This window comes from Microcoleus sp. PH2017_24_DOB_U_A (assembly GCF_020738205.1).
In the GTDB taxonomy this organism is placed as follows: Bacteria; Cyanobacteriota; Cyanobacteriia; order Cyanobacteriales; family Microcoleaceae; genus Microcoleus.
This window is the reverse complement of the sequence record NZ_JAEQCT010000020.1, coordinates 58,719-83,819: the sequence shown is the minus strand read 5'-3', so window position 1 is coordinate 83,819 and position 25,101 is coordinate 58,719. Positions and strand designations below refer to the sequence as shown.

Here is a 25,101-nt window from a genome sequence, read left to right as displayed (position 1 = left end):
CTAAGTCTCGCTAGTTGGGTCCTTCGGACGTCTTCCTCCACGCGCGCCCCACCTCTGAAAATCAGTGAGTCCATCCGGTCCTGGAACATTATGCGGTGAAGTTGGTCCGTTGAAGCCTGGCTCAGCAAAAAGGGGGTCGCCACCATCCGCCAATGGGCGTGGATGCTCGTAGTGGGTAGCGTTAGTGGGCCATTCTCTTCCTTCCCGTTGTTCCCACCATTCTTTTGCCTTCTGTCGATTATTCTTGAAGAAGTCGCGAGCTTGCTGAGTTTCAGATTTTGTTCTAACCTCTCCTTCGGGGAGTGCTTTTGTGACTCGATCCGATAAACGTGTGTTTAGAATCGGGCGTCCGTGGGGTTCACAAGTATTGTGAACCAGAATGCCCAACTCCGAGACGAAATAAGTCGGGAATCCCTCAACCTCAAAGTTATAAACCTTGAAATCCCCCTCGCGTCGATCGATCTTATCGACATCAACAAACGTTTCCTTATCCGTCTGCAACAGATCCCCAACAACCAAATCTTTAGCTTTCACCCAACCCTGACCCGGCACCCAGAAAGGATGTTCCGCAGTAGTAGAAATCACCTCCCCATCTACATACAGATCGTACAGCTCGGTTGCCTCATTCTCAAAGGTATCCAAAACCTCTTTTGCCTCAATTCCCCCAGGAGTCGTCGGGTCATCAGCAATCACCCAATCGCCAACTTGAATGTCCTCAATATTCTTAATCCCGTCAACAGTGAGAATCTCCGTCCCGGCAACGAAGCACATCGGCCCGCCCGCAACCCCACCATCCATCTTTTTACTGTTAGCCAACAAATCGTCAGCCCCAGGCGTAGCAAGCTTGGGCGTCTTCCGCGACACGCTAAGCCCCTGCCTGACCCCCTTCGTCATCCCCACAAACGGCAAGTAAGCCAGCAAATTCCAAGAATCCTGGAACTCCCACCCACCGTTATCCTGGTAGCTGTTGTAAAGATTCCCAGTCGCCTGTGCAGCCCCGTAAGCATCAAACGTCGTATCAGCAGCTACTCCCGCAGTCGCCACCCACTTCAGCGGCCCCATCGAAGCAGAAGCCACCAACGGCAGCTTCATCCCTAACAGGAACGACACCCCGATTCCCGTCACAGCACCCGCACTCCACAGCATCCCGTGAGTCGGTTCGACCTTGTTACCGCTGTAGTGCTCGTACATATCGGTCAAGTAACCGCCCGACACCCCGTTAGCAAAACCAGCACCCCAATCCCCAAACATCCCCAGGATTTCGGAACCGCTAGCGCCACCAGCAGCAGCCCCACCGATGTAACCGCCGCCGAAACCAACTCCGCTGATTGCAGCCAGCGCCGACACCCCACTCAGCGTCCCCATGATGTCGCCCATCGTGAAGTAGCCTGTCGGATCGGTAAACCGCACCGGATTGGCATGAGCGTACTGGTAATCGTGCTGGCTGTACGGGTCGCTCAAAAAGCCACTGAAAGCATCTTTCGAGATAAACCTGCCCAAACTCGGATCGTAGTACCGCGCCCGCATATAATCCAATCCGGTAGAACTGTCCCGCTGTTCCCCAGCAAACTGGAAAGAATTGCCGAAAGTCCCCGTTTGGTTCAGCAACCCGCCGAACGCATCGTAAGTGTAGCGATCGGTTACCAAACCCACGCTATCCGTAATCGCCCGAGTCGAACCGATACCGTCAGTGTGATAGAATCCCTCCCGATTGTTGCGAACGGCAGAAACCAAGCCCAAACCGTGAGTGTAATCAGCAGTGACTTGACCCGCCGCATCGTACTCCATCAAAACGGACGGCAAACCGCCCGCTGAAGCAGTCAAATAATTCGTTCTGACGCCGTTAGCAATGCTGGCTACCCTGTTGCCGAAAGCATCGTAAACGAAATTAGTTTGAGAAGTCCCTCCCGGCCCCGAATTAGTAACTCCCGCCAAGCGGTTTTCCCCGTCATTAAACCAGTCGTAAGTAACAGTTTGCGTGCCGTCAGAACGCTGTATTATCGAACCGTTATTATCGTAATTGAAAGCAGTAGTTTGAGAACCCTGAGTTAACTGTCGCAGTCGGTTGTTGGCGTCGTAAGAATAATTCGCCAATCCCGTCCCCGAATCGTTCCGAGTCAAGCGGTTGCCAACCAAATCGTAAGTATAATCGATCGTCCGATTGGACGTAACGCCGCCGACCATCTTTTCTTGAGTCAGGCGGTTGAGGGCATCGTAAGCATAATCGACAGTGCGGCCGTCAAATTCCTCAACTTTCTTGCGATTGCCGACTGGATCGAGGGTGTATTTGAAATCGTTGAAAACAGTATCCGTTGAATTTTTAGCAGTCACCCGTTCCAAGCGGTTGCGAGTATCGTACTTGCGTTCCTCAACGGAACTGTCACCTAGGGTAATCTTCGAGAGATTGCCTGCGGGATTGTAATCGTAATCCGCCAGAATTCGATTGCCTTTTTTAACAGTATCCAAGCGATTTAAGACATCGTAACCGTAGGTAGTAGTTCCCGTCGGAGTAACTAGGGAAGTAATGTTGCTCAACAAATCGTAGCCGTACTGAACTACTTTTTGGTCGGGCGTCGTTACGGTTTGCAACCTGTCGTAATTGTCGTAGCCGTACCGAGTGATTCCGCGCCCGTCCGTCACAGTTGCCAGTCCCAAAGTTAGCGGATCGTAGGTGTAGGAAACGTCGGGGATGCCGGGGTCTGTAAAGTTCTTGCCATCCAAACGCCCGAAAGGATCGTAACTGTAATCGATTTTGGATCCGTTGAAATCAGTGGTAGCAGTAACTTGTCCGAACTTGTTGTAATCGGTGCGGTTGCTTTGACCTAGCGGTAAAATTGTTTGCCAGGGACGGTTGAATTCATCGTATTTGAATTCGGTAACTTGAGTGTTGGCATCCTCAATCTTTTGCAAGCGGGATAGATTGTCGTAAACGTACTTAGTGAAAGTATCTTGCAACTGACCGTTAACTAACTGTTTGGGTTGTTCGATTTGAGTTAGCTGGCTGAGATTGTCGTAGGTGTATTTAGTCGGATTGAGATTTTCATCGGTGTAGGCGGTAAGGCGGCCGAATCTGTCGTAACCCATCGCAACTTTGTCACCGTTGTGGAAAGTCACCCCTACTTGCTGCCCGTATTGGTCGTATTTGAAAGTGGTTGATTGCAGCAGCGGGTCGGTAACTCGAACTAAGTTGTCGCGTTGGTCGTATTCAAATTCAGTTCGTTCGTTTTTGGCGTTAATAACTGCTTTGACGCGACCTTTGGCATCGTATTCGTAGGTAGTGGTTTGATTCAGTTCGTTGGTTTCAGTCTTGACCCGACCCAATTCATCGTAGGTCAACTTGATGCGGGAATTGTCGAAGAAAATAACTTCCTTCACCCGCGCCTTGTCGTCGTAAACGTATTGGGTTTTGCGGTTGCGGTAGTCGGTAACTGTTTCCACCTGACCGCCCGCGTTGTAGGTGTAAGTTGTCGGCTGATTGAAAGGATTCAAAACCCGCGTTATTTGACCGAGATCGTTGTAAGTATATTGGGTTTTGTTGCCCAGAGTATCAGTTTGCGACTTAATCCGATTGCCATCGGAATATTCCGTTTTAGTCCTGGGATTGTCAGTCCAATCTCCGGGAGTGCGATCGGGCAAAATAGTCTCAGTTCGTCGGTTTAAAGCATCGTAAACGTAGCGCGTTTCCAGTCCGGTTGGAGAGATTTGCGCGATGAGATTGTTGGCTGCATCGTACTTGTTAATAACCTTGGGATTGTCGGTGGTATTGGTTGGCGTGTTGTCGGGCATAGTAACTTCGTCAATGCGAGTAACTGCCCGCCCTGCGCCTGCAATTGGAGTGGTGTTTTCTCCGGGGGCTAGCGGCAAATCGTAGCGGTGGGAAGTGGTGTTGCCGAATACGTCCGTTACCGATTTTACCCGTCCCAAAGCATCGTAAATAATCGATTGGTTGTTACCCTGACTGGTTCTGGCAGCGGTGATGCGACCTTCGCTATCGTAGTCGTATTCCATCCTCAAGGTATGGCTTTGACCGTTGAGGGTAAAAGTGGTCGTAGCAAATTCTATTCTGCCGTTAGGATTGTAATCGAAATCAACCTGATTGCCGCGACTGTCGATCGTGCGTTTGATGTTGCCCGCTGCATCGTATTGAAAGCTGTTAACTTGACCGTCGGGTGCGGTTTGAGTTAGCAGTTGGCCGCGCGCGTTGTAGGTATAAGTTGTTTTTAAGCCGTCGGTATCGGTACTCTCAATTAAGTTGCCGCGACTGTCGTATTTAGCTGCGGTTTTCAAACCTGTGGGCGAGACGATTGAAGTGGCGCGACCTTGGCTGTCGTAAGTCATCCGAGTGATGAAACCACCTTCATCTTCAATTGTCAAAAGGTTTCTGCGATTGTCGTAAGTGAGTTTAGTCGTAACTCCATCGCCATCGGTTTCAGTCAGTAGATTGTTATCAGTGTCGTAAGTCCTGTCAATCCGCTTCCCTAATGGGTCAATCTCAGTTAAAACATTTCCCCTTACATCGTAAATGTAAGTAGTTTCCTTCCCAAAAACATCCTTAACCTTCTGAAGCGAATTATTCGGATCGTAAATCAATTCCACCGCCGAACCATTCGCATCAACCATCTGTTTGAGGCGACCTTTCTCATCATACTCAGTCTTCACCCCACTCCGTCCCAACGGGTCAATAACCTCAGTCAAAAAGTGCGGTCTGTCTGCATCTTCATACTTAAACTGAGTCCGATTATTCTCCCTATCCTTAACAGCAATCAAATCCCCTTTCGCATCATATTCATACTTAACCTTCTGACCATCCGGGTCAACAACACCGACAATCCTCCCCGCAGCATCCCTCTCAAAAACCACCGACTTCCCAGTCGAACTCACAATCCCCGCATCCGAAAAACTCAACTTATTCCCATTACTATCAGTAGCAGTCAGCAAATCCCCAGACTTCGCATCAATCTCGTAAACCAATCCCTCTTGGGTAGTCAGAATATAAACACCACCAAAAGCAGCATTTTCAGGATTAAAGGGCTGTGCGTTCACCCCATAATACCCGTTCTCATTCCTGACCAAATTCGCATCCTTCACCGTCAAAGTCATCGTCGAACCCTTCTGAGACTCAAACGCAGGTTTGTACATCGCAGCCCCCGGCCCCATCGCCCCCAAATACTGATTCAAATGGTGCGGAGTCGGCTTAAAAGTAAAGGTTTCCCGCTTACCACCCGGTAAGGTAATAAACACCTTAGTCTTGCTATCAAAAGGAACAGTATTAATTCCCAACTCCTCATAAGTCGGATCGGGTTTTAGCGAAGTCTTCAAATCAGTATCCCGGAATTCCATCCGCCAGCCGTAGCCGAAATCATCTGTGGCATTAGCATTCAAAGAATCGTAAGTTCGAGTCACGCTAATCGGAATTCCAGCAACAGGAACAGATAAATCAGTAAAGGATAACCGGAAATTACCCAACTTCAAATCACCCGCAACATTCACGGTTCTTTCAGTAGTAGAACCGTTACCGTTAGCATCGAATGCAGTGAATTTCAGAACGTAAGCGCCGTTAGCTAAAACAGTCGGGTCGAAGGTAGCAACCGTGCCGTTAGTAACATTAGCAGTTCCCCGATAAACTTCCTTAAAATTATTGCTGCCGACGGGAGCCATTTCCAACGTATAGTATTGCAAATTGCTGTCAGAAATTGTGCCGATGATGTTGACAGGTGCCGTAATTTCTGCATCGGATTCTAAATTGATGGTGAGAGTTGGAGCGCCGACATCGTTGGGGTCAATTGCGTTGACAGGTAAAGTGGCAGTTCCTACATTTCCCGCACTATCTTTTGCAGTAGCCACTGCCGTCAAAGTAGTTAAATTATTTAACTTGACAGTTGCTTTGCCTTGTGCGTCGATAACAACCGGAGTGCCGTTAATTGTCAGACCTAAAGATTCGACTTTGACGTTATCTACAGCATTGACGGTGAAGGTGACAGAATCTCCGAGATTAGCGGTATTGTTGCTAGCAATCAGATTGACTTTAGGGGCAACAGTATCGGCAACTACACTTAAATTGTAGGAAACAGTAACGCTTTCCCCAAAAGCATCGGTAACTCGAATTTCCACCGGATTGTTGCCGATATTCGCAGCAGTCGGCTGCCAGCTAATCCGCCCGAATTCATCAACAGTCATGCCCGAAGGAGACTGAACTAAAGTATAAGCCTGCAAATCTCCATTAGCGTCAGCAGCCCGCAAATTGTAGCGGTAACTTTGACCCGGTGAAGCCGATTGAGGCGGTATTTGGGGAACAACCGCTGCTGAATTAGCCCTGGAAATTAACTCAAAACCCTGCGCCGCACCCGTACCGGAATTATCAACAGCCCCAACGACAACTTGATGGTTTCCAGCAGTCGGATTGTTCCAAGTAACAACACCAGTAGCCGAATTAATTGTCATCCCCGGAGGAGATTGCAATAATTGATATTGCGAGATAGTACCGTCAGCATCAGTCGCTTGTACCTGATAGCTGTAAGCCCGTCCCGGTGAAGCTGTAAATACAGGTGTAGAAGTGATGGCGGGAGGCAGATTTATGGCATCAGTTCCCACATTCACCATAAAAGTTTGAGTAGCAATTGCCCCCTGCTTATCAGTCACCGCAACTTCCACAGAATGCTGCCCGATAGAATTCGCATTCGGAGTCCATTGAATCCTGCCGTTGCTGTCAATTGCCATACCGACAGGATAGCTGACTAAACTGAAAGTCAGCGGGTCATTTTCCAAATCAGAGGCCGCAACTGCATAACTATAAACTTGTCCTGTTGCAGCTTTAGTAGGAGGATTAGAAACAATAGTAGGTGGCGTATTAATTGCCCTGACAGCCAGACTGAATTCTTGAATGGCATAACCGCCGTTGCCGTCAATTACCCGTACAGAAATGGTATGTTCGCCAATTTGTTCGGCATTCGGCTGCCAGCGTAAAGAACCAGATTGGGGGTCAACAATCATCCCCGAAGGTGCTTTGTCCAAACTCCACAGCAACCTGTCTCCATCTGCATCGCTGCCTGCCAAATTGTATTGATAAAGCCGCGAGATATTCGTAACTTGTTCTGCGGGAGTAGAATCGATACTCGGCGCGCGATTGTTGGCAATATTATCGGCTGTTAGATTGAATGTTTGAGTGGCAGTTCCTCCTAAACCGTCGCTAACTCTGACGGTTATTGGATATGTGCCCTGCTGGGAGACTCCGGGAGTCCAACTGATAAGTCCTTCTTGGAATGTCATGCCGGCGGGTGTCGAAGCTGGCGTTGCAAATGCCATGCCGGAGGGCGGATTTACTAGAGTATATGTTAAGGGGTTGCCGTCTGGGTCAGTGGCTGCTACTTGATAGAAATAAGTCTTGCCCAAACGGGTATTTGTCCGGGGAGTTGAGGTGATGGATGGTGCTCGATTGGGGGCGGCTGGGCTGACGGTTAATTCTAGTCTTTGGAATGCTTCTCCTCCTTTGTTGTCGGTGGCTTTGATGAGGATTTCCCAAGGTTCGACTTCGCCGGCGTAAACCCAATTGAATGCGCCTCCTTGCTGTGTGGTTGTGGGAGTCCAATTTACTACTCCGGTGGTGGGGTTGATTGTGGCGTTGGTGGGGGTAACTGGTTTGCTGGAATTGGGAATTATGGAGTAGGTAATTGTATCTCCATCTAAATCTACGGCTTTGGCTTGATATTGGAATGGTTGGTTGACGGCGGGATTGATGTTTTGTGGCAGTTGCGAAGTGAAAACGGGGGCGTTGTTTCCGGGGGTAACTTCGATTTTGAAGGCTTGTAAGTCGGTGCCGCCTCTGCCGTCATTCACTCTGACAATGATATCGTGAGTTCCGACAGAATTGAGTGGAGGACGCCAAGATATGGTACCGTTTGGGGCAATTGCCATGCCTTTTGGTGCCAGTACCAATTCAAAGGTTAAGTCGTCGTTGTTTAAGTCAGTTGCAGTTGTTCTGTAGACTAATCTTTCTCCTGCTTTGACTGTTGTTGGCGGCGTACTGGTAAATTCGGGGTCGGTATTGGGGCCTGCTAATTTTGAATTTGTTGCTGCAAAATCTACTCCAAACTTTGTATTGTTAGCCGTAACTGTGACTTCTTGATAAATGGGGTTGGTTGGATTGGTTTGAGTCCATCCGGGTTGTAATTGCGAGACGATGCGGTAGTTACCGGGGGCGAGAGTGAAAGAATAATTGCCACTAGCGTCGCTGTAGGTGAAGGGTTCGTTGGTATTTTGGATGCCGTCGCGGTTAGTGTCAACGTAAACCAACCAATTTTCCATTCCCGGTTCGTTGTCGGTCGGTTTACCTAAACCTCGGACTACCATTAAGTTGCTGAAACCGGACCATGCGTTAAACAGTAAGTCTCCCGTAACGGGGTCGGTAACTGCGCCCCAGGCGCCGCCGTAGCCCGTGATGAAAGGAGTCCGGGTTGAAGGAATCGGGTTGCCGTCGCTATCTAAGTCGTAGGCGTAGATGCCACCAGCATTCCATTCTGCCATCAGCAAACCTTCACCGCTGTCGAAATTAGGTGCGGTGACAGGCATATAAACGAACGCACCCGGGCCCGCACCTGCGGTTGTTTCAGGTTGTCCGGGGGGATTGATGGTGTAGCGGGGCGTGCCGTCGGGGAAAGTACCGTTGGGCCCGTAGGTGAGGGTGTAGAATCCGTTGCTGGGGTAGGCACCAGTGGCTTTGAGTTGCCCCTCTCCGGGAAACCCTTCGGGAACGAAAGTCAAGCCGCCCATAGCCCAGGGATACCCACCGCTGGGGGCGCCGCCCGGTTTGATGGAATAGATGCCCGAAGGTTTCCACAAGTTGGCTAAGAGTACGTTGTCGGGGGTATAGACCAAACCCGCGTCGCTGTAGGGGGAATCGGCAAAGTAATTGGCAGTGTAGGGCGTTTCTGCCTCGCCGTCATCGTCTAAGCCGATGATATGACCGTTTTCTCCCCGCACTACCTTGACTTCATACAGGGCACCACCGCCAGATGCTGCACCGCCACCCAACAGCAAGGTATTTGGGTCAACAGTACCGTCGGGGTTGCGTTTGAAGGTCATTGCCCCCAAGATGCCCGGTACGCCGTCCGGTCGATTTAAGTCGTAGGCGGCGTAGTTGTCTGCAAAGCGATCGCCCACTACTACCCGATTGTCTGGAGTCATGTTACCCGGATTGGTAACGCGGCGATCGCCCGTACCGTCCGCATCCAAGTACACGCTGCCTTTAACCGTGCCGGGGACGGCGTTGCTGATATTGATGTCAAAACTTTGGACATCCACTCCACCGCGACCGTCTTCCACCCGTACCCTCACTTTGTGAGGATTGCCCGGTGCAGAGGCAGAGGGCGTCGCCCAAATAATCCTGCCTGTTTCCGACTCGATAATCATCCCGCTGGGCGCATCTTCCAGCAAATAAGTGAGATTATCCCCGTCGGCGTCGGCAGCGCTGGTGCGGTATATATAGCGAGTGCTTGTATAACCGGAAGTAACGGGCGGAGTATTGAAAGTCGGGCTGCTGTTTCCAGGTTCCGGCCCCACCTGCACTCGGAAATCCTGTTGGGCGACACCGCCCTTGCCATCAGAGGTTTCCAAAACCACGCGATAAGCGCCCAATTCCTCGCCAACAGCACCGCTAGTCTCGCCGTCACCGGGAGTGACGACAGCAGGCATCGCTTTCCCCGACAAAGCTTGGAAACTGTAGGCGGAAGGCGTGTTGGAGTTGTTGCCAAACACCGCCAGAACGTACTCCCCATCGACGGGCAGCACCACATCTTGGTCTGTACTGATGCTGTTCCAGCCAAAAACAGTCCTTGTCACATCCCCCTTCTGGTGTCCCGGCTGGTAAAGCACCCAATTAGCATTACCTCCGGTTAGCGAGTCAAAGAAAATCTGCTGACCCTCCGTTCCAGTGAATTTATAAAGCTGAGTGGGGTTTCCAGGCTCCAAGGTAGCGCTGGTGCGCTGGTTCAATTGCAGTTCGGCAGCATTCGCAACATCCAGCACGCGGAAGCGAAAATCGGCAGGAGCATCTTGTTCCCCAGTAACTAACAAATTGTAAGTACCCGCTTCGGTCAAAGTATAAGGACCGGCATCGCCGGCTGACTGCGGACGCCACCAACCATCGTTGAAAAATATCGTGTCGCCACTCGGGCTGACCAAGCGGGCATTCACAGACTCTGCCCCGAGTGGCGGAATCAAGCCGTCGTAAAAGATTGTTTGACCGGGGGTACCCGTAAAGCTGTAGACCTCAGCGGAGCGGCCCAGTTCGAGAGTCTTGCTAACCGTCACGCCCATTTGGATGGAATTTTCGCTGTCGCGCGGATTGGGAGTGACGGAGGGCAACTCTAGAATCTGGTAGCGGTAGTCGCCGGTGCTGGTGGGATTGCTGCCCCGCACCTCCACCGTGTAAGTCCCCGTTTGCTGCAACTGAATGAAGGGAGGATTCGAGTCGCTGCTGGCGTTGATCGAGAAGACTTGGGTGCCGTTTGGATCGAGCAGCCTGACATTAACCGCGTCATTATCTACGTCCTGGCTGTCGAAATAAATGCGAGTCCCCGCGCTTGCTGTGAAAGTGTGGTTGACAACCTGTCCCGCTGCAATATTTCCACTTTGCACGGTGCCGAGTCCGGTCGTTGCCACGAGTGTCAGTGTAGAATCCGTTACCGTAAAGTTGTAGTCAACAGGAGTTGCGCTGTTGCCACGAACGGCTAAGACGTACTCCCCATTTGTCGGCAGCATCAAGTTAAAGTCAGACCCAGACACGCCAGTTTGAGGAACCACTTGGTTGTTTGGTCCGTAGACTATCCAGCTAGCGCTGCTGCCAAAAGGCACAGCCGCATCAAAATTCAGCCTTTGTCCCGCCGTACCCGTAAATTTATACAACTCGGTTTCATTGCCCGGTTCGAGCCTGCTTGGGGTCGGGGTTGCCACAGGTAGAGGAGTTGATGCTGCCACATCCTGCAAGCGGAAGTTGTAACTACCTGTCGCACTATTGTCCCCATCCACAATCAAACGGTAAGTTCCCGACTCGGTAAGAGTTGCCGGTGTCCAGTCGGCATTGGCTGCAATCCAGTTGCCAGTTGGGCTGGCTGCGTTCCAGGTATTGTTGGTAAATTCAGCACCGCTGGGACTAATCAATTTAGCGCGGATGCCACTGCTGGCACCTTGACTGTCGAAATATACCCGCTGTCCCGGAGTTCCCGCGAAAGTATATTCGTTTTTTTCCCCAACTTCCCCAATAGTCCCCGATACGGTACTGCCCAGGGACAAGGCAGTGGGAGTAGCGATGGGAGGGGTAGCAACTTTAAAACTGTAGTTGGCGGAAGTCGCGGAATTGTTTTGAAGGGCAAGGACGTAAGTACCGGGAATTGTCGGCGTTATTTCAAAATCAGAACCAGTCCACCCCGCAGTTGGGATAGGCTTGTTGTCCGGCCCGTAAAGTACCCAGCTAACGCCACTGCCAGTGCTAGCTGCTAAATCGAAATAAAGTGGTTGCCCGACAGCGGGTTTGAATTGGTAGAAATCTATCTTCGTTCCCGGCGCGAGGGTATTGGAAATATCGGCATCCAGATTTAAAAGCGGTACTGCTTGCGGGTCTTCCACATCTACCAAGCGGAAACTGTAATTGCCAGTCGTATTGTCAGTGCCATCGATGACTAAGTGGTACTCGCCTGCCTCCCGCAGAAACATAGGGGCGGTCATGTCAGCATCCAAGCGGCCGTCCCACGTCGGCACGATAGTGCGCCACCAATACTCGTTGATACTGGGGCTGTTGGGGTCGTTGAGTACCGTATCCGTAGGATGGCTGGGAGAGAACAGCTTAACAGTGAAGTTGCTGTCACCTGCGATGCGGTCAAAGAACAGTCGCTGACCGGGCTTGCTCTTAAACTTATAGATATCTCGTTCCCCTGGTTCGCTGATACTGCTTGTGATGGTCGAACTCAAAGTGAGAGGGAGTACAGTTGTTTCCGGTGTCACCACCTTAAATTGGTAACTCTCTGGGGCGGTAATGTTAGTGTTGCCACCAATTACCAAGGTGTAAGTGCCGTTACCGGGCAACTTGACTTCCAAATCCGGCCCCGGCACGCCAGAGATCGAATCGATTTTCTGGTTGCCCGGGCCGTAAAGTTCCCACTTCGTGCCATTGCTAGGGTTCCAGTTGCCTGCTAAGTCAAAATATAAGTGTTGCCCTTCGGTTCCTTGAAACCGATAAACTTGCCGCTCTTGGGCATTAGCTAAAATACCCGACAGGTTTTGGTCTAAGGGTAAGTTGAAGACGCTGGGATGGTTGGTGCTGGCAGTGTCGAGGAGGCGGAAACTGTAGTTGCCCGTACTTCTCCAATCCCCATCAATTTCAACTCGATAAGCACCTGCCTCTTCTAGGGTTATTGGTGACTGTTCTGCTATCGCTTGCTGTTCGTAAATCTTTTTGCCACTGGGACTGAAAATTTTCGTCCTCAAAGAAGGGTTATTAGCAACCAGGCTATCTACGACTAACTGCTGACCTACCTCCCCTGTGAAAGTGTAGCTATCCAATTCTCCCATTTTCCCAATGGAACCCGTTACCACGTTCCCTAATTGGATGGAAGTCGTGGTGCGATCGCTCGTGACAATTTGGAATGGGTAATTGGCGCTGTTGGGATTGTTCGCATTGTTGAGAGCTATGATGTACGTGCCGTCGCTCGGCAAGGTTAATTCTGCATCCCCTCCCCCATAAGGTTTCAGGGTGTTGTTGGTAGGTCCGTAAGCACCCCAGCTCATGCCGCTGTTCGAGGTGATGCCACCCGGTCCGTAAAGCGTCCAGCCACCGCCACTACTGTTCAAAAAGTAGACGTTTTGCCCCGCCGTGCCTGTAAACTGCAACAACCGCGTTTCGTTGGCTCCCACAGTCCAAGTTTGAGCGGGGGCGTCCAGCGCGATCGGGGAAGCTGCTCCTGCATCGAGGAAGCGGAAGCTGTAGGAGCCTGTTTTGTTTGCCTCTGGGGATGTAGTAGGGGCATCGACTTTAACCCGGTAAGTACCAGTTTCCGACAGCGCGAACAAATCTCGGTCTTGAGAGGTAGGTACGCCGGTCAATATCTCCACTCCGCTGGGGCTTGTGAGCCACAGGCTTTTGTAACCGCTATCTGCAATACCGTCGAAGAACAGCCGCTGGCCTGCGGTTCCATTAAAAGTGTAAATGTCTTGTTCCCCAGGCGAGCCGATCGTACTGTTAACTGGGGTTGAAGTGCCAATAGGAAGCGATGCTACAGGCATTGTCGGTGTCACGACTTGGAATTTGTAGGAAGCCGGACTGCCGCCCAGTCCTTGCAAAGCTAACAGGTACTCGCCATCACCCGGCAGAGCTAACTCAAAGTCGCTAAGTGCTTGCGTTCTGTTAATAACAGTCTGTCCCCCCGGTCCGTAGAGGGTCCAGGTATTAGACCAGGAACCATCTAAGGCGTCAAAGTACAAATACTGGCCTGCTTGCCCGTTAAAGCGGTACAAGTCGGTCTCAAAGGGGCTGGGGGCAAAGGTACTTTCAACATCTGCATTCAGATTGAAGGTAGCGGCGCTCGTTCTGTCGAGGAGGCGGAAGCTGACATTGGCGGTTGGTGTTGCTTGGTCGTTAGACACCAGCAAGTAGTGAGTGCCACTTTCGGTTAAGGTGTCGAGCCTATCTGTTGCGTAGTTTGCCCAATATTCTGCTGCTGTAAAGTTAGCGATTTGGCGACCACTGGGGGAAATTAACTTAAGCGAGACACCTGGGTTGTTGGTCAGCCCGTCGTAATACAGCTTTTGACCCACCGCACCATCAAACTTGTAAGCAGTCGTTCCCCAAGCCGGGATTGACGGGATGCTCGCAGTCGCATTCAAATTCAGCGCTGAGGATGCAGCCAAATCGAGCAAGGAGTAACCGTAGTCGCCAGTTCCCTGTACCCGCAACGTGTAGGTTCCCGTTTGCTGCAACTGAATCGGGACTGAAGAATCCCAGCTAGCGCTGGAGCCATTGAGGGCAGAGACAGGAGAGCCGTTACGGTCGAGCAGCGTGACGGAGACAGCATCGTTATCCACATCCAGGCTGTCGAAGTAAACTAACGTACCCGCGCTGGCAGTAAAAGTTTGGTTGACCGGGGTTCCTGGCGAAACCGTACCGGTGCGCGTTATCCCTAAACCTGAGCTTGCCACTGGCTCTGAGGTGATATTGTTCGCGGAAATGTTGTAACTGACGTTGCTGCCCGATGTGTTCTGCAACGCTAGGGTGTAAGCACCTGTAACCGGCAGCAACACTTCAAAATCGCTGCTTAATGAAGAGCCACCTATCTGTGACAAAAAGTTGGGAAAACCGGGAGCGTGTAGCGCCCAGTTTGCACCGGATGCCGCAGGTGACAAGCTGTCAAATAGTATTCGCCCTCCTGCCGTACCGTTGATTTGATACAGTAATGCTTCGTTTGGAGGCAAGCTGCCTGGGGTTGCCGTCCCCAATGGCAAGATTGGGGCTGCTGTCGCATCTGCCAGGCGGAAACTGTAGCTGCCTAAAACATCATTATTGCCATCAATTGTCAAGCGGTAAGTGCCACTTTCGGTGAGAGTATTGGACAGACCGTCAGCACCCGTATTGCCGCTGAAGATTTCCAGACCGCTGGGGCTGATGATTTTAGCCGTGATGTTGCCGTTGCCGAGTTGGGGGTCAAAGTACAGTCGCTGTCCGACGCTGCCCGTGAAGGTGTAAACATCCTGCTCTCCCGGTTTGCTGATGTTTGCACTGTTGACAGAACCCAAGGTAATGGCAGTGGGGTTGGCAGTCGAGAAGAAGGGTTGAATGCTGTAGTTGATAGGTGCGGCGATGCCATTGCCACCTGGCGCTGGGGTGCCATCGCCACGCAAAACTATGTAGTACGTTCCGCTTCCCGGCAGCACTGTCTCTATGTCGCTCCAAAGGTAATTGGAACTCACTAACTGGTTGCCCGGCCCGTAAAGCAGCCAACCGCCGGGAGACGAGGAAAGGAGGGTGTCCAAATACAGGTGATCGCCCTCCGTGCCTGTAAACTGGTAAATATCCGTCTCCGACCCCGGATTCAAAGTACCGTTGGTAGGAGCATTCAGGCTCAATGTCGGTGCTGTTGTTAAGGAGAGCAGCCGTACGTTGTAATTTTCTGTGGATTCGACGTTCCCGTCTACAATCAGCCGATAATTTCCAGCTTCAGGGAGAATATATGGGATAGTTCTCGCCCAGTCCCCGGATGCAGGCGTATTAAAGACTTCAATGCCGCTGGGACTGACTAATCTCACGTAAGTGTTAGGTGTCTCTACCAAGGTATCTAGCAGCAGTCGCTGGTTGGCGCTGCCACTGAAGGTGTAGACATCCCTTTCTCCTTTTTCGCTGATGCTGCCAGATACGCTGAAGTTGCCCCATGTATCTGGTGTCAGGGTTCCCCCAGATAGAGTTTGGGGGGTAATTACCCGGAATTTGTAATCCACAGGAGTAGCGTTGCGCCCCTGGACTGCCAGCAGGTAGCTACCCGCTGACGGCAGCACAACTTCAAAATCGCCGCCTAAACCGCTAGGGTTGTTACCAGCGTAAGTGTTGGGGCCACCAAAAGTTGTCTTGCTGTCCGTAGCAATCGCCTGATTGCCTGGGCCGTAAAGCGTCCAGTTTGCCCACCCCGGATTGATATCTGAATCGAGATAAAGGCGCTGACTGGCGTCCCCAGTAAAGGAATAAAAGTGCGTTTCAAAACCGGGACTTAACTGTCCGGTGACATCAGTATCCTTGTCAATGGGCGTGGCATTACCCACATCCAGCAAGCTGAAGCTGTAATTGCCCGTGCTTTCCCATTGACCGTCAATCTCTAAGCGGTAAGTCCCTGTCTCGTCGATCGTAAATGGCTCCGTATCAGAACCCAAGCCGATGCTGTTAAGCACGGGCACGATCGCACCACTAGGACTGACCAGTTTGACCCAGGCATTTACTTGGTTCGAGCTCGACAAGTAATCGAAGTAAAGGCGCTGTCCTTTCGTACCTTCAAAAGTATAGGTATCCCGTTCGCCTTTTTCGGTAATGGCGGCACTGACGGTGTTGGGGTTGGTGTTGCTACCCAACTGTAGCGGATAAGTAATCGTGTCCGGTGTAACAATTCGGAAGGTATAAGAAGTGCTGCCGAAAAAGGGCGCGCTCCCCCGCAGAACTAGGGTATACTCGCTGTCGCTGGGCAAGACTATCTCGTTATCCTGCCAGCCTACGTACCAAGGGCTTACTTGTTTGCCGTCAACCCAGGAGCTTACCTGCCTGCCCTCCCCATCGTATAGTACCCAGTTCAGGTTGGAGTTGGTGCTGAGTTGGTCAAAGTACAGCCTTTGTCCCTTGAAGCCGTTGAAGCGGTATGCGTCGTCTTCAGAACCGGGACTCAGCAGACCGGTCACGTTTCTATCGAAAGGTGCGACGGGTGTTTCTTCCATGTCAATCAAGCTGAAGCCGTAATCCCCGGGATCTCCCCCAATGACCAGGCGATAGTTGCCCGTTTCTGTTAGGTTGACTGGAGGTCTTGGATAGCTTGTATCGATCGGGCTTGTAGTGCTGTCAAGTACCAGCAAGCCGCTGGGGCTGTACAGCTTTAATGTTTGAGTCCCACTCCCTCTGAGAGCATCGTAGTACACCCGCTGACCTTCGAGGGCGCTGAAGGTGTAGGTGTCTCGTTCTCCTGGAGCGCTAATTCGTCCCAGTACGGTGTCGCCGAATACTCTGGCTGCTGGCGGCGTCCACTGAACCAGCCCCGTTTCCGCGTTGACGGTCATGCCGTCGGGTCCGAGTACCAGGTTGTAGGTTAAGGTATCGGAGTCCGGGTCTGCGGCGTCGCTGTTGTAGCGGTAGGGTGTATTGACGGCCGCATCGACAACTGGCGTCGAAGTGAAAATCGGCGGCCGGTTCGGCGGCTGGGTGACTGCCGACAAAGTGTAAGTCAGCTTAGTAATCCCTCCCTTCCCATCATCAGCCCGCACCGTCACCGCGTGATTGCCGATATCTCCCGCCGCCGGATTCCAAGTAACAATTCCGGTTTCGGCATCTATCTCCATCCCCTGCGGTTTTTCTAACAGCGAATAGGTAATTGCATCCCCTTCCGGGTCAACTGCCGTTGCTGAATAAACGTAAGCTTTCCCGATTACCGCTTCCGCATCCGGAGTTCCCAAAAACTGAGGCGGCTGGTTCAATTCGCTCAAAAATACTAAATCGTAACTGAACCGAACTCCAGAAGGATTGTGAAATTTTAAAGTGCCCGGCAGCGTCGTTTCTCCCGCTGCTAACAAACCGTCTCCTACCAGCGGGGTAAAATCGTAATAAACAGTTCCATCCGGCGCAATTCCCGCCGCATCCAACAGTTTGACTCTCGGGTCGCTAATGTTAGTTACCCCCACCAACAACCTATCGCGCAGCGGCGAAGAGCCGGTATTTTTTAACGCTAAATCGGCGTGCAGAACTTTGGTTGTAGAGTTGAAAGATGTCTGCCCGTATAGAGTTTCCACGCTGCCGGAAACGTCCTTTATTGTCGCAAAATCGATCGGGCTGCTGTTGGGAACGATTGCGGAGGGCGTTGTCGGGATTGGTGGCGGTGTCGCACCCGGTTGGACGACAATCGAGGTGATGCCGACTTTGGTTGCTGTATCGCTATCGTTGTTGACCAGCCTCACTTGCAGGGTAGCGGTCGTTCCTGGCGCGATTTGTGACAAATCTATGCTAATCTTGGAACCGTTGAAAGTTACGCCCGGTGCCAGTTGGGCTGACCGACCTTCGGTAATGTTAAATAGAGCGTTTTTGCTAGCAGCAATAGTACCCGTTAGCGGCTTGCCCGTCGTCTTGTCCACCAGCGATATTTCCAGGGCGTCGTTAATCGATTTTTGGTCGGTATCTGAAATATCGAAATTGAGGCCGGCAATGCCGATATCGAGAGTTGAAGGAATTGTCGGGATGGGTAAGTCGCGCAAAAAAGTGTTAGCAAATGCCGTTCCTTCCTCCAACCAAATCGTATTTTCATTTGGCTCTGTCGGCGACACCAAACCGTTAGCATATTCGATAATTTGCTGCCCCAGCGGTGTAGTCCGCCATTCTTTATTCGGGTTGATTAATTGGTCTAGGGGCGGTGCGTTCCCCGTCGCTCCGAGTACCGTAAATATAATATCGTTATAGTCGCCGTCTGAGTTGGCTGCTGAGGTATCTTCCAGGGCGAAGGTGTTCCCAGTTCCGGTTGCATCGGCGATCGGCAGCACGTATGATGTATTGTTGGGATTGGCTCCAGCAACACTGAACAAGGGACGGAGTTCGGGAAATAAATCCCACAACCACGAGAATTGCAGCGATGACTGTACCGTGCCGCTGGGTACGAACATGACAGCAAAAGTATCTCCTGGTGTCATGTTGAAGGTTTTGATGCCCTGATATTCTCCTGCACCAAAATCGCCTTCAGAGGGCATCGCACCGGTGAATTTGGCCCCTTCCGTACTATCGTGGATGACGATATGTCCTTCCGTTGAATTAGTGAGAACTCTCCTGGCTGCTTCAGCGATGAATTCTGGGCTACCAGGCGTCAGCGATTCCATTCCTGTCAGGCTGAAAATGCCAAGTTCGCCTTCATAGTAGCCACCGTCAAATTGATAATCAATTTTGACTTGTCCGCTGGCATTTTCTACAACAAAAGTGCCTGGATTAAGCGAGCTGGCTGTTGCTGCAATTGAGAGATTTGTTGGGAGATTAGTATTGTTTTGGAGGTCGCCGATTCGCTGCGTAGCATTAGGTTGATTGTCTGCAATATCTAAAAATCCAGCAGATTTTTCAGCGCTGTTATCTATTTCTTTTGGTAATTCGTCAGTATTCTTATCGACAAGCAAATCAGTTTTTGCAGGAGATTGCGGAGCGGCGGGTATGGAAATTACCTGAGTTGATGCGGTTGATGGAGCAGCAGTATCATTGATTGCATCATCAGATGATACGGGTAATTGAGAAATGCCATTAGTTCCGATTGTTTCAGTTTTTATTAATTCAGCAACTGCTGGTTGGCTGACAATAGGTTCTGGTGGTGCTGGCGGTTTAATTTCTAAATTAAGTTCATTAACGCTAGCGCTAGGTGTCTTTTGGTTGGGGGTTGTTTGTTTTGTTTGTGGTGATTCTGTAGTTGGGGATTGACCAGCAGTAGGCGTTTCTATTGGTAATGTTTCTTTGTTATCTAATTTATTAACTGTTGCTGTTTGTGGTGTTTCTTTGCGATCCGATTTATCAATAGCTAGTGTTTCTGTTGGTAACTGTTCTTTGCTATCTGATTTATCAACAGCTAGTTTTTCTGTTGGTAACGTTTCTTTGTAATCTGATTTGTCAATTGTTGATGTTGCTGTTGGTGACGTTTCTTTGTTATCTGATTTATCAACAGCTAGTTTTTCTGTTGGTAACGTTTCTTTGTTATCTAATTTATTAACTGTTGCGGTTGTTTGTGATTCTTGGTTATCGAATTTACCAACTGCTGATATTACCGTTGGTGACGATTCTTGATTATCGGATTTACCAACTGTTGATGTTACCGTTGGTGATGATTCTTGATTATCGGGTTTACCAATTTCTTGATTATCGGGTTTACCAATTGCTGATGTTGGTGACGATTCTTGATTATCGGGTTTACCAACTGTTGATGTTACCGTTGGTGACGATTCTTGATTTGTAGATTTGCTGACAGTTAGTATTTCTGTTCGTGGCAATTCCTTGCTGTCTGAGTTGGCGATTTTTGTTGCTGATGGTTGAAGTGTTTGACTGTCTGAATCGGTAACTGTTGTTGCTGTTGTTGCTGGTAATTCTTTGGAATCTGGGCTAGTAACAGTTTCTGTTTTTGTTTCCGGGCTTTGACTATCTGAATTGGCAACAATTTCTGTTTTTGTTTCAGATTTTTGACTGTCTGAATTAGCGACAGCTTCTGTTTTTATTTCAGATTTTTTACTGTCAGGGTTAGCGACGGTTTCTGTTTTTGTTTCAGGTTTTTGACTGTCTGAATTAGCGACGGCTTCTGTTTTCGTTTCAGGTTTTTGACTGTTTGAGTCAGTAACTTTTGTTGCTGCTGTTATTTGAGGTTTTTGTTTGTCTATATCGGCAGTTGTTAATGGTGTTTTTTCCGGTGATTTGTCGCCAGAATTAGTAGCAGTTGATTCTGCTGTAGATTTGGTTGCTGATTTATCCGATTCACCCTTCAATTTCTGAACCAACAAATTGTGGATTGAGGCAGATTTGGAGTCAACTAATTGGTTGAGGGGAATGATTTTAGATGTAGCACCCGTGACTCTAAATGTGATATCATCGTAATCGCGATCGCTTCCTTGAATCAGCCCCATGTCTTCCATGACAAAGAGTTTGCCTTCGCCCGTAATGTCGGCAATTTGACCGATACTAAGGCCGTCGCTGGGATTGTCTGTAGCTATTGAAAATAGAGGTTGTTTGTCGCCACCGATTGCGGGATTGTCGTATACTTGTTGTACTCTTCCGTTGGGTACTAGCATGAAAAAGAATTTGTCCCCAGGCGTCATGGCAAATGTTTTTGTGCCAAGATATTGTCCTGAATTGACGTTTTCTGGGTTGTTAGGAGCGGTGTAATATGCTCCTTCTAAATCGTCAGAAATTGCGATGTAACCTAATGTCGAGTTGCTTAAAGCTCTGCTGGCTGCTTCTTTGATAAATGCTAAGGAACCTGGAACAAATTTCTCCATTCCGAGTAGGCTGACGATGGCTAACTGTCCGGTATACCAACCTCCATCTGATGTGAATTCTATGCCGACTATTCCTTTTTCATCAACTAGGAATGCGTTTGAGTCAAAGTTGATGTTGGTTGCTGGCGTTGAGGTTTTCTTCCATTCTAGATTAGTGGTGGTATCTAAATTATTGGCTGTAGAGTTTTGGGTAAGTAAGGTTTTATTTGATTCTGATTTATCAGTCGCTGATGCAGTCGCAGGTTCTGTTTTATTAGTTTCTGATTTGTCGGTGGTTACAGTAGCAGGTGCTGTTTTATTTGACTCTAAATTATCCGTTGTAGCTGCGGTAACAGGTAATGTTTTGTTGGTTTCTGATTTATCAGTTGTTGATGCAGTCGCTGGTTGTGTTTTGTCAGGTTCTGATTTGTCGGTTGTTGATGCAGTTGCAGGTGCTGTTTTGTTAGGTTCTGACTTGTCGGTTGTTGATACAGTTGCAGGTGATAGTTTATTTGATTCCGACTCACTTTTAAGGGTGGTTCCTGACGACAAAGGTGTTTTGTTATCTTCTGCTTTTGAAGTTGTTTCAGTGGTGGCGGCTAAGGGTGTTTTGCCCAAAGCTTTTTCGCTCGTTGTGGATGCAGTTACAACGGGTAATGTTGAGTTTTTTTCTGTTTCGGGTTTTGTGGATGCGGCTGGGGATAATTGTGTTTGATTTTCCGGTGCTTTATCGGAAGTAGCTGTTGTGGCTGTCGTGGTTTTATTTAGTTCTGAGTTACCGATTGATGAGTTAATTGCAGGTGCGTTAGTCGCAGATTTACTCAAATCATCAGTCGAGTTATTTGAAGTAATTCGATTCGGGTTGGTTAGGGGGTCTCCTACGTCTGAGTCGAGTTTACCAATTAGGGGGTCAACTTCAGAATTTGTTGCATCCTTAAGGGTACTGTTTGTTTTGGTCGCACTGCTACTGCTGTTGGCAGTAGGTATGCTTTTGGTATCAGAGGCTTTGTTAACAATAAAAGCATCAGCCTCTGCTCGACTAAATTCATCTTTTGGCTTGTTTGTAGTTTCTATTAAGTTAAGTTGTTCCGCACGAGCCACAGAGTCGTCTGTTTGATATAATAAAGGTTTATTAGTTGGAATTACCGGCAAAATTGATGGCAAATTCGGGGCGATTCCTGGAATAAAGGATTCTTGTTCTTCTAACGGTTCTCCAATCGGGCTTGGTAAAGGCATTCTTCGCACTCCTTCTTAGATACTTGCATAGCTGTTGCTTGCTGTTTGGGTCAACTGCAAGCGGACTATTTTTGATGGTTCTTTACTGTTCTACAGCAGGTTCCAGGTACGTGAGGTACATAGCAGAGATAGAGGACACGGCGCCGTGCCGTTTCCCTACGGCGATCGATCGGTTGACCGGTGTACTTCATAAACGTGGAATCTGCTGTATCTTGGGACTTATGTGCCAATTGGCTTGACACAATACCTATAGCAATAAGGTGCAGCACAAGTACCCAAAGCATGGGGTTTGTACTCCATTCCTGTTAATGCAGTCTCGGACGGATGCAAAAGTGGTTTGACACAATATCCATAGCAATAAGGTGCATCGTCAGCACTTTAAGCATGGATTTGTGTTCCATTTCTGTTGATATATAGGTCTGCCACCGACTCAATTTGTCGAACTCCCAAGTCCGACCGCTTACCGGCTGCCGTCAAACATTAATTAATTGTCTTGAATGCCTGTAGTTGTTGTTTTGAGTTGCTAGATTTAGTAAAATAGGACTTGCACAAAAGTGGTTTTACACGACGCTACGTATGCCGAGCGAGTGCAGCACAAGCAATCGACCTATAGACTAGAGTGCGTAAGTCTTGTAAAATCTGCTTGACTCTTAACTGCCAGATGCTGTATTGGCTGACAGTTTTGTGGGGTCTGGCAATTTGCTGGTTTTTGGAAAAAGCAATTCAAATGGCTTGGAAAAAGTCATTGTTGCACCCTTCATTTTTAATTTTTTAGACTGAAAGTTACACCGAATAAATCTCGACTTCAACCCATAAATGAAGTGTTTAGCTAGTCGTGCTTGTCGCGCAATCGAACTGTTGCTAACTGTCAATATTATCAGCTTGGGTTGGTCGCCAGTCTATTCGAGAAATTACTGAATTTTGAAGTGCTTAATTGAGAATTTGTCATGGTTGATTTCACTGCTATTTCTGCCGATCCGAACGAACTGTAACCGGGGATTTATTGAGAATTATCTGAGAATTAGGCAAGACTTTATGAAATTAATTTATACATACCGAGAAAATACTTACAACAAGCGAGCGCGTGCTCTTACTTTGCTACATTGCATTCGGGGCGATCGTCCTGGGCTGTAAAAGCGATCGCACTCGGTCAACCGAGTGCCAGTTGCGTTCATGACGGGCGCATGAATGCGGACATTTTTCCACAATGCGGAATTTTGTATGTTGAGTTGCCCTCACCGCATTAAGAAATACCCCAAACTAATGCAGTAATGCAGTAAGTGCGGCAAACTTTTGCTTTGTCAGGTCGGGTATACACCAAGCATGAAAATTGAGGGACACGGACAGGCGAAAATCCTTACCCAAGCGGAAATCGAACTGTTGTTTAACGACGGTTTGCAGACTCATCGCGACCGCACGCTTTTCGGGGTTTGTCTCTACACCGCTTGCCGCGTGGCGGAAGCTTGTTCGCTGGAAGTCGTGGATATCTACAGCGCGAAGGGCAATGTTCGACCGACAATCAACTTCCGCAAACACAACACCAAGGGCAAACTCCAAACCCGCACGATTCCCGTAATTGAGGACTTGCGATCGCTCCTGACAGCTTGGAAACCCAATATCGGCAAAACTTACCTATTTCCCGGCCGCCACCGCTGCCATCATTGGCATCACCTACACTCAAACTCGGCGGATCGGATTTTGAGAGAAGCTTTCGAGCGCGTTGGCATCGAGGGCGCATCCACCCACAGCTTCCGCCGCACCGCCCTCACCCAGATGAGCAATGCCGGTATCCCGCTGCGGGTAATTCAAGAAATTAGCGGCCACCGGAATCTCGAACAATTGCAGCGGTATTTGGAGGTAGAGCCGGAGCAAGTGCTCGGGGCGATCACCAGTCTTTCGATGCTTTCCTACGCGGGAAAACGTGCATTTCCCCACGTACAGGATGAAAGGCTAGCTGCACCGTTACCTCCCGAGCAACTGTCACAAGCCCTAGCGGACGCGGCTGAAGAACTCCCAGATTGGTGACGGTCGCTCTCAATCACAAGCCAGAAGCTCTCACCTTAGATTTGTTACAATCCTTACTTAATCATGTGGAGCAGGTGCATCTACGAAAACCTGCTTGTAGGAGAATTGTTGGCGATGTGGCTAAAATTTGGCGTTGCTCCCAGCGGCGAACTGGCGGGCATTGATGAAGTTGTGCGCGGAAAAACTCAGCTAACTTGCCTCTACTGCGGAGGCTTCCTCACAGCAAAAAAGGGGTCGGTGAAAGAACATCACTTCGCGCACACTCTTGAGACTTGCAAGTTCGTCAGTCAGCGGATTAAGACCAAAGCTTTCCCCTCGCTGCCCCTCTACGATAATTTCAACGTGCAGCTTCCAGGTCAAGAATTGGAACAATTGAAGGTGCTGTGGAAAGAGTACGGGGCACAGGATTACGCTATTCCCAAAGATTTGGTAAACTTTCGATGGCAGTTGAAGGGATTGCTAGAGTCGGAGGGCGATCGCATTTATCAATTCACTCACCTCGGCAAAATCCCAGTTGGTGCGCTTCCCTTGGCATTGTTCAACCGAGTCCAGGAACCCTTGCTGCTGTCGGAGTTGATGAAGTTAGAAGGCTCTGTAGAGATTGCTTTATCTGCGGGTTTATCTTGCTTGGAGGAACGGCGGGCTGATTTGCAGATTTATCGATCGCAGCTTCGTCGGATTCTGGTGAACTCGCTCTATTTTCTGGAGGTCAAAGCGGACGGGAACTGCTTCTATAAAATTGGCGTTACCACTCGTCAGATTGAAGAAAGGATAACCGAAGTGCAGCGGGATGTGAGAGCGCATTACTCGGATGTCGCTGTCAACTTACTAGGATTGTGGGAACACCGGGGGAATGTGGAACTGTACTTCAAACACAGATACAAAGCGTTTAATTACCGCATTGGCAAGCTGACGGAGTATTTTGCGTTTCCCGATGTCAAGGTTGTGCTGAACGATCTGTACGGGATGGAACCCAAAATGCTGAGTGATGTTGAGTTGGATGCGATCGCTGGCTGCTGATATCAAATCTAGTTATAATTATGGAGAACTTTTCCGTATCTGCCACAAAAATCAATGATAGGGGTACATTTGAGTAGCAAAGACTAGCTATGATTCAGTTTTGGGAAACAT

General features: G+C 49.5%; 3 protein-coding genes. 2 read left to right on the top strand and 1 reads right to left on the bottom strand.

Annotated features, from left to right (window positions below; translation table 11 throughout):
• Complete coding sequence (locus JGK07_RS03295; RefSeq protein ID WP_293290727.1) at positions 1–21,945, bottom strand: putative Ig domain-containing protein; 21,945 nt, start codon at positions 21,943–21,945, stop codon at positions 1–3.
• 1,323 nt (positions 21,946–23,268) lie between these two features.
• On the opposite strand from JGK07_RS03295, the gene JGK07_RS03290 reads away from it, so the two are divergent.
• The gene (locus JGK07_RS03290) at positions 23,269–23,970 is read left to right on the top strand and encodes a site-specific integrase (protein WP_293242190.1); all 702 of its coding nucleotides are present in this window, start codon (positions 23,269–23,271) and stop codon (positions 23,968–23,970) included.
• A 63-nt stretch (positions 23,971–24,033) separates the two neighbouring features.
• Positions 24,034–24,990, top strand: a complete 957-nt coding sequence (locus JGK07_RS03285; protein ID WP_293242193.1) for a GIY-YIG nuclease family protein — start codon at positions 24,034–24,036, stop codon at positions 24,988–24,990.
• Positions 24,991–25,101 lie beyond the last annotated feature (111 nt).